The sequence below is a fragment of the Embleya sp. NPDC050154 genome, assembly GCF_044460165.1.
Classification (GTDB): domain Bacteria; phylum Actinomycetota; class Actinomycetes; order Streptomycetales; family Streptomycetaceae; genus Embleya.
In genome coordinates, this window is record NZ_JBITJP010000032.1 from 121,951 (window position 1) to 129,658 (window position 7,708).

Annotated in this window: 6 protein-coding genes; 1 reads left to right on the forward strand and 5 read right to left on the reverse strand. The window is 73.9% G+C overall.

All coding sequences use genetic code 11. From position 1 onward, the window contains the following. Positions 1 to 2: 2 nt before the first annotated feature. From ACIBSV_RS43565 to ACIBSV_RS43585, 5 genes are all read right to left on the reverse strand, one after another. Positions 3 to 1,769, reverse strand: coding sequence for an RNA polymerase sigma factor (locus tag ACIBSV_RS43565; protein ID WP_395873031.1), 1,767 nt, complete (start codon positions 1,767 to 1,769; stop codon positions 3 to 5). A gap of 242 nt (positions 1,770 to 2,011) precedes the next feature. Beyond that, a complete protein-coding gene (locus ACIBSV_RS43570) occupies positions 2,012 to 2,740 on the reverse strand; it encodes a hypothetical protein (RefSeq protein WP_395873032.1) in 729 nt (242 codons plus the stop codon). 151 nt (positions 2,741 to 2,891) lie between these two features. Then, positions 2,892 to 3,833 carry a 5'-3' exonuclease H3TH domain-containing protein gene (locus ACIBSV_RS43575; RefSeq protein WP_395873033.1) on the reverse strand — a complete coding sequence of 314 codons (942 nt, stop codon included), beginning with the start codon at positions 3,831 to 3,833 and terminating at the stop codon, positions 2,892 to 2,894. 41 nt (positions 3,834 to 3,874) lie between these two features. Beyond that, on the reverse strand, positions 3,875 to 4,249 hold the full coding sequence (locus ACIBSV_RS43580; protein WP_020552020.1) for an STAS domain-containing protein: 375 nt from the start codon (positions 4,247 to 4,249) through the stop codon (positions 3,875 to 3,877). 218 nt (positions 4,250 to 4,467) lie between these two features. Beyond that, positions 4,468 to 5,718 (reverse strand): amino acid deaminase/aldolase, encoded by a 1,251-nt coding sequence (locus ACIBSV_RS43585; RefSeq protein ID WP_395873034.1) that lies wholly within the window; start codon positions 5,716 to 5,718, stop codon positions 4,468 to 4,470. Positions 5,719 to 5,818: 100 nt separating this feature from the next. On the opposite strand from ACIBSV_RS43585, the gene ACIBSV_RS43590 reads away from it, so the two are divergent. Beyond that, positions 5,819 to 7,336: a carboxyl transferase domain-containing protein gene (locus ACIBSV_RS43590; protein ID WP_395873035.1), complete on the forward strand. Its 1,518-nt coding sequence runs from the start codon at positions 5,819 to 5,821 to the stop codon at positions 7,334 to 7,336. Positions 7,337 to 7,708: the final 372 nt, after the last annotated feature.

A 7,708-nucleotide genomic window follows, 5' to 3' on the forward strand; every position in this document is an offset into this window, starting at 1 on the left:
GGTCAGCGACGGCAAAGGGTGTAGTGCGACCCGTTCTTTCCCTTGATCTCGGCGCATTCGGCGGTCGAGCCCGGCGGCATCAGCGGCGCGGCCAGTGCGCTGGGCACGGTGATCGTCGGGTTCTCGCACCACTTGCCGTCGCCGTTGTCGCACTTGAAGCCGACCTTGTTGTCGTCGGCGCGGAACTCCTTGTTGTCGGCGACCAGAGTCGGTCCGGACCGGGTCGGCTTGACCCGGGTCGGGGCGGGCTTGGTCGGCGGGTACCTGGTGGGCTCGGGGCGGGTCGACGGGGTGGCCGGGGTCGGGGGCGGCGGGGTCGGCGCGGGTGCCTCGACCTCCGGCTTGGGCGGAGAGGGCTGCGGGGGGCGGGTCTCGGTGGTGGGGGCCGGCGGGGGCAGCGGGGCGGGTGCGGAGGCGGCGACCGGTGGGGCCGGGCGTTTCGGCTTGGGTTTGTCGGTGTCCACCAGGGCGAACGCGGCGACCGCGACGGCCACCACCACGCCGCCCGCGATCAACGACGAGCGGCCGGCGGTCTGCCCCGCCTGCCCGGCGCCCTTGGCCGCGGCGGCGCCCACGCCCGCGCCCGTCGCCGCGCCGCCTGCCGCGGCGGCACCCGCGGCGACCCCGCTCGCGACGCCGCCCGCGCCACTGGCGCCGACCGCCAGGCCCATCCCGCCGGCCACCGCCGTGGCCGCGGCGGTGGTGCCCGCGGCCACGGCGGTGCCGCTGAGGAAGATCGGCGCGGTGATGCCGATCAGTGCCAGCGCGATCGGTCCGTACCGGTCGCGGACGTCGACCATCTCCGCGTAGGTCTCGTTGCATCGGCTGCACTTCTTCAGGTGTGCGTCGATGCTCTCGCGGCGCTTCTCGGAGTCCATCCGGTTGCGGATGTGCCGGCCGTAGTGCCGGGTGAACTTCTTGCAGTTCTCGTCCTTGACGCCGCCGGTGGCGAACGCCACGAAGTAGTTGTCGCGCAGTTCCTGGCGGGCCCGCTCCAGGATCTTGCGGACGTTGTCCGGGTTCTCGCCGACCAGCGGGGCGACCTGGACGGCCTGCTCGCCCTCGATGTCCACGTGCCACAGCACCATGCGGGACCGCTCGGGGAGGTCCTGGAAGGCCTGGAGCGCGAGCCGCGCGTCGTCGGCCTTCACCACGCGGTCCTGGTTTTCCCAGGCGGACTCGAAGACGGTGAAGTCCTCGGTGAGCCATTCGCGGCGGTCGCTCCTGGTCCAGTCGCCGGCGACGTGGCGCACGGTGGTGAGCAGGTAGGCCCGGAACGCCTCCTTGGGCCCCTGGCCCGAGCGCAGTGCCTGGAGTGTGCGGGCGAACGCCTCGGCGCACAGGTCGTCGGCGGCCTCGGGGGTGCGGGTGCAGGTGCGGGCGAAGCGGCGGATGGAGCTCACGTGCCGTTGGTAGAGCAGGCCGTAGGCGTCGCCGTCGCCGGAGCGCACCAGGTCGGCGAGTTCGCCGTCCGGGGGGCCGTCGTGCACCGGCGGTCGGCCGGTGTCGGAGTCCGGCGGTGGGCCGACGCGGTCGCTGCCCGGTTCGGTCGCGAGGGGGTGGGTCGCTGCGGGGTCGGGCGACCAGGGCTGGGCCGATTGGGTTGCGGCCGGCTCGGGCCCGAGGTCGCCGTCGTACACCCGAGGGTGATGCACGCCGCGTTGGCCGGGGACGAACGGGGGACGCGCGCCGGCGCCGGTGGCCTCGGTGGCGCCGCCGTTCCCGTCGCCGCTGGGGTCCGGGGTCGCCGCGTCGTCCTCGCGTGCCACCGATTGCCCCCTTGATCCCGTGCCGTACCCGATCGTCCGGACAGCATCGTGACCATCCGGCCACGGTCTGTCCAGAAGCGATGAGGCTCTTCAAGGCACCCGGAGTGCGCTCCGGCGCGGGTGGTGCGGCACGAGCGCGGGGGCAGGCCGCCCGCGCCCGTGCGGATCGAGGGGCCGCAGCGGGGGTGACGCTGCGTCATTCGGGTGACGAACGAAAGTACGAAGAGGTGGTTCATGATGTGCTACCGACCCGTCGTGCCCGGCGCGGTGGTCAAACGCACGCTCGAACGAGGGATGCGCGGGGCGCCGCCGGGGACGCCGCCGGGGCCGTCCAGCGGGTCCACGGGTGCGCGGCACAAGCGGTCCAGGCGGTCCGGCAGTTCCGGGTCGTCGCCGTCGAGCAGGGCCATCAGCCGCCCGGGCGGCACCGCGTAGGCCAGGTCGCCGAGGGCGCGTTCCAGGTGCCGGGCGGTGAGCAGCAGGTGCCGCAGGTGGCCCCACAGCAGCGACTCGGGGACCTCCAGGCGCACCACCACGATCCGCACGTGCTCGCCGGCGGCGGCGCGCTGGGCCAGTCGTTGCTGGAGCAGCGCGGCCGAGGGCAGTTCGGTGATCGGGTCGGTGCCGGGGGGCAGGGTGCCGGGCGGGTTGGCCCGGGCGCGGGTGCTCAGGTAGGCCTGCACCAGCGGGCCGGGCGCGCTGTGCGCGAGGCCGCACAGGAACAGCGCGTCCAGTTCGGCCAGCGCCACGTCCAGCGGGATCTCGGCGGCGGCCCGGTCCCGGGCCAGGGCCAGGCACGCGGTGTGCGCGTGGCCGTCGTGGACGAGGGCGTCCAGGCATTGCTCGACGGCGTCGCTGTGCCAGGCGACCCGGGTGGGCCAGCCGGCCCGCAGGGTCACGCGCTGCCACTCGTCTCGGAGCCGATCGCGGTCGGGCTTGGCGGTAATCGTGGTGTCACACTCGGTACGCATGCCTGGGGAGACACGCCTGCACGGCGAACGTGACAGATTCCGTGCAACTTTCCGATGTGACCTGGGTCACATTGCCGATCGTGCGCCCGGCGCGTTCGGGAGCGACCCTTTCGAGTGGCCGACCGCCGTCCTTAGGTGGAGATACCGGGCATCAGCGCCGGGGGGCGAGCACGTCGAGCAACCGATGTACCGGGCCGGTCAGGCCCCAGCGGCGGCGCAGTTCCTCGAGCGCGGCCGGGTCGGCCGGCTCGGTGGGCAGCGGCCGATCCCACTCGGCCGGCGGCGGCAGCGGCACGTCCCGTACCACCCGCACCACGCCCGGCGCCACGTCCAGATAGTCGCCCGCCTCCAGGATCCGGGCCCGGCGCGCCGGGGTCAGCCTGGCCGCCGGGTCGGCGGCGGCCGCGCGCACGCCGGCCAGATCGCCGTACTCGGTGATCAGCTGCGCCGCGGTCTTGTCCCCGATGCCCTTGACCCCCGGCAGGCCGTCGCTGGCGTCGCCGCGCAGCGTGGCGAAGTCGGCGTAGGCCGACGCGGGCACGCCGTAGCGGGCCAGCACGGCGGCCTCGTCGATCACCTCGTGCGCGGCCACGCCCTTGACCGTGTACAACACCCGGATTGCCCGCGCGCCGTCGACGAGTTGGAACAGGTCCCGGTCGCCGGTGACGATGTCCACCGCGATCCCGGCCCGCTCGGCCAGCGTGGCGATCACGTCGTCCGCCTCGAAGCCGGGCACGCCCACGCGCGGGATGCCCAGCGCGTCCAGCACCTGTTCGATCACCGGCACCTGCGGGGCGAGGGTGTCCGGGATCTCCTCCTCGTCCGGCCCGGCCGCCTCGGCGACCCGGTGCGCCTTGTACGAGGGAATCGCGTCGACCCGGAACTGCGGTCGCCAGTCCGCGTCCATGCACGCCACCAGCCGGCTGGGCCGCCGGTCCTCGACCAGGCGCGTGATGAAGTCGACCAGGCCGCGCACGGCGTTGACCGGCGTGCCGTCGGGAGCCTTGACCGATTCCGGGACGCCGAAGTAGGCGCGGAAGTACAGGGACGCGGTGTCGAGGAGCATCAGACGTTCAGTCACGTGCCCGATCATGCCGCACCCGACCGACGCCGGCGCCCGAGCGCGACCGGACTTCAGTCGGCGAACTCGTCGAGTACTTCCTGCAGGGTGTCCCGCACCCCGAGCACGTCGATCAGGCCGGTCATCCGCAGCGTCGCGCGGACGTTGCGGTCCGGCGCGGCCAGGCGCAGTTCACCGGAGAAGGCGTGCATCGACTTGAACGCGTCTATCAGCACACCCAGTCCGACCGAGTCGCAGAAGTTCAACCCGGTGGCGTCCACGACCACCCGCCGACAGCCGCCGTCGATCAGCTCGATGAGGGTGCGGTGCAGGAGCGGGGCGTTGTGCAGGTCGAGTTCGCCGGCCAGGTGGACGACCGCACAGCCGCGCCAGATCGTCACCCCGGTGACGGGATGTTCCTGCCCGAGCGTGCCCAAGCGCGCGATCATGGCTGCGACCTTTCAGCGGCCGGACGTACTGCCGCGCCGATACGGCGCCTGCAATGGGCATTGTGGGCCATCCGCGGTAGTGGCGGACAGCCCCTCAACGGGTCGTTTTTTGCGCGGTGGGCCGAACGGGTGGGTCTTGTCCGGTTAAGAGCCGGTCGGTTCCCGTCGTCGACTCCGCCCGCGCGCCCGCCGCCGGCCCTCGCCGCCCGGCCTCGCGCTCACAAAAAGGTGTGGCCCTCGCCGCGGTAGGTGGGCACCGTGCGCACCACCCGGTCGCCGTCGATCAGGTGCAACGCGTCGAAGCGCTCGCACAGTTCGCCCGCCTTGGCGTGTCGGAACCACACCGAGTCGCCGATCCGCAGGTCGTCGGCCGCCGCCCCGCGCAGCGGGGTCTGCACCTCGCCCGCCGCCTCCTGCGGCTGGTACGACAGACCCTGCGGCAGGTACGGCTGGGGCAGCCGGTCGGCCGCGGGCACTCCCGAGGCCGGGTAGCCGCCGCCGAGCACGCTCACGCAGCCGTGTCCGGGGCGGCGCACCACGGGCAGCGCGAACAGCGCGGCGGGCCGTCCGCGGAACGCGGTGTAGTGGTCGAACAGGCGCGGCTGGAAGAGCCCGGAGCCGGCCGCGACCTCGGTGATCGCGGACTCCGCCGAGGTGCGCTCCACGCTGCCGGTGCCGCCGCCGTTGACGAACTCCAGCGGCGCGATCGCGCGCACCGCGCGCACGATGTCCGCGCGGCGCCGGCTCAGTTCGGCGCCGGCCTTGGCCTGCATCGCGCGCAGGATCCGCCCGTAGAGCGCGCGGCCCTCGGGCGCGTCCCCGACGCCCGCGATGTGCGCCTCGTACGCCATCAGTCCCACCAACCGGAAACCCGGCCGCCGGGTGACCGCCTCGGCGACCGCGACCACCTGCTCCGGCGTGTGCAGCGGCGAGCGGTGCGCGCCGATGTGCACGCGGCCGCCCAAGAGTTGCCACGAGGTGTCGATGTCCACGCACACCCGCAGCTCGTTCCGGGGCCGCACATCCGCGATCGCGCGCTCGATCAGGTCGAGCTGGGCCGGGTCGTCGATCATGACCGTCACCCTCGCGGCGGCCTCGGCGTCGGCCGCCAGCCGGCGATACGCCGCGCGGTCCGTGGAGGGGTAGGCCACCAGGATGTCGGTGATCCCCTCGCTCGCCAGCCACAGGCCCTCGGGCAGGGTGAACGCCATCACGCCGTGGTAGCCGTCCAGTTCCAGCACCTCGCGCAGCAGCGGCAGGCAGCGCACCGACTTGCTCGCCACCCGCACCGGGGTGCCGGCCGCGCGGCGCACCAGATCCGCCGCGTTGGCCCGGTACGCGGCCAGGTCCACGACGGCGAACGGCGCGTCCAGGTGCGCGGTGGCCTTGTCGTAGCGGGCCCGGTCGGCGCCGATGGTGGGCGAGGGAGCGGAAGCGGACACGGGGGGTGCGGCGGTGAGAGGGGCCATTCCCGCAGCCTGCCAGATCGACGTACCGACCGGTAGGACTCGGCGTCGACGGCACGGTCACATCCTCCGGACGCCACCGACGGTGGGTTAGTTTGATCGCATGAGTCATCCCGAGCGCGTGCGGGCCCTGGATCTGATCGAACGTGTCCTGGATCAGGGCTCCTTCACCGTTTGGAACGACCCGCTGCCCCCGCTCGCCGCGCCGGATCCGGCGTACACGGCGGAGTTGGCGGCAGCCCGCGCGCGCACCGGTCTGGACGAGGCGCTGGTGACGGGGGAGGGCCGGATCCACGGGCGCCGGGTGGCGGTGGCCGCGTGCGAGTTCGACTTCCTGGCCGGCTCGATCGGCGTCGCGGGCGCCGAACGGCTCACCCTCGCGGTGGAGCGCGCCACCGCCGAGGGCCTGCCGCTGGTCGCCTCGCCCACCTCCGGCGGCACCCGTATGCAGGAGGGCACCGTCGCGTTCCTGCAGATGGTCAAGATCTCCGCGGCGGTGGCCGCACACCGCGCGGCGGGCCTGCCTTACCTCGTCTACCTGCGCCACCCCACCACCGGCGGGGTGTTCGCCTCCTGGGGTTCGCTCGGCCATGTCACCGCCGCGCAACCCGGCGCGCTGATCGGCTTCCTGGGCCCGCGCGTGTACGAGGCGCTGCATGAACGCCCGTTCCCCGACGGGGTGCAGGTCGCGGAGAACCTGTACGAGCACGGCCTGATCGACGCGGTCGTGCCGCCGGACGAGCTGCGCCGGGTCGCGATCAAGGTCTTCGACGTCCTCGGCCCGGGCAGCGCGCCGCCCGAGCCGCCGCCCGAGGTCCGTGCCGAACCGCTGCCCGACGTGCCGGCCTGGACCTCGGTGCGGCGCTCGCGCGACCCGCGCCGCCCGGGACTGCGCGCGCTGCTGCGGCACGGCGCGCGCTCGGTCACCCCGCTGCGCGGGACCGGCGAGGGGGAGAGCGAACCGGCGCTGCGCCTGGTGCTGGCCCGGTTCGGGGTCGGCGCCGGTCCCGGTGCGCCGTGCGTGGTGCTGGGCCAGGACCGCACCCGGCAGAGCGAACACGGCCCGTTCGGTCCGGCCGGGCTGCGCCAGGCCCGGCGGGGCATGCGGCTGGCCGCCGAGCTGGGCCTGCCGCTGGTGACCGTGGTGGACACCGCCGGCGCCGCACTCTCGCGCGAGGCCGAGGAGGGTGGGTTGGCGGGCGAGATCGCCCGCTGCCTGGCCGAGTTGGTCCTGCTGCCCGCGCCGACGGTATGCCTTCTGCTGGGTCAGGGATCCGGCGGCGGCGCGCTCGCGTTGTTGCCCGCAGATCGGGTGATCTGCGCGCGGCACGCGTGGTTGTCGCCGCTGCCGCCGGAGGGCGCGGCGGCGATCCTGTACCGGGGCACCGAGCGGGCCGCCGAGATCGCCGGGCGGCAGGGCATCCGCTCCGCCGATCTGCTGCGCGACGGCATCGTGGACCGTGTGGTGCCCGAGGACCCGGACGCGGCCGAGGAACCCGAGGCGTTCGTGCGTCGGGTCGCGGCCGTGCTCGAGCACGAGCTGAGCACGCTGCGGGTCCTGGACCCGGACGAGCGGCTGGCCGCCCGTATGGTCCGCTATCGGCGGCTCGGCCTCTCCTGAGTGATGCGGATGTCACTCGAATGGATGAGTGTGCTGGGAGTCCCGGACGGCAAGTCCCGACGGTTTCTACGCTGAACCCGGTTCGGGAACCGGACCGGCTACAGCCCGACCCGTCCGAGCACGGGCCAGGACGGGCCGGCTTCGGCCCGGCGCCTCGCCCGGACTCCCGGGACCGCGACGGCTCGATCGCGCCGTCGCGGATCGGGCCCGGTCCGGGTGAGCCGAACCTCGGAAGGGGGGTCGCGGGTCGGGCAGTGGTCGCCGGCCCGCGATGCTCCTTTGTTGGGCGACTTCGTCGCCGGCTCGCGAGGCACCGCTTTTTCTTTCCCCCGCTTCGCTCCTCCAAGAAAAAGCGGTGCCTCGCTCGGGGCT

Excerpts from the sequence above, each read along its gene's own strand:
- ACIBSV_RS43570 (WP_395873032.1), bottom strand. The coding sequence starts at position 2,740 with ATGCGTACCGAGTGTGACACCACGATTACCGCCAAGCCCGACCGCGAT.
- ACIBSV_RS43575 (WP_395873033.1), bottom strand. The coding sequence starts at position 3,833 with ATGATCGGGCACGTGACTGAACGTCTGATGCTCCTCGACACCGCGTCC.
- ACIBSV_RS43585 (WP_395873034.1), bottom strand. The coding sequence starts at position 5,718 with ATGGCCCCTCTCACCGCCGCACCCCCCGTGTCCGCTTCCGCTCCCTCG.
- ACIBSV_RS43590 (WP_395873035.1), top strand. The coding sequence starts at position 5,819 with ATGAGTCATCCCGAGCGCGTGCGGGCCCTGGATCTGATCGAACGTGTC.
- ACIBSV_RS43580 (WP_020552020.1), bottom strand. The coding sequence starts at position 4,249 with ATGATCGCGCGCTTGGGCACGCTCGGGCAGGAACATCCCGTCACCGGG.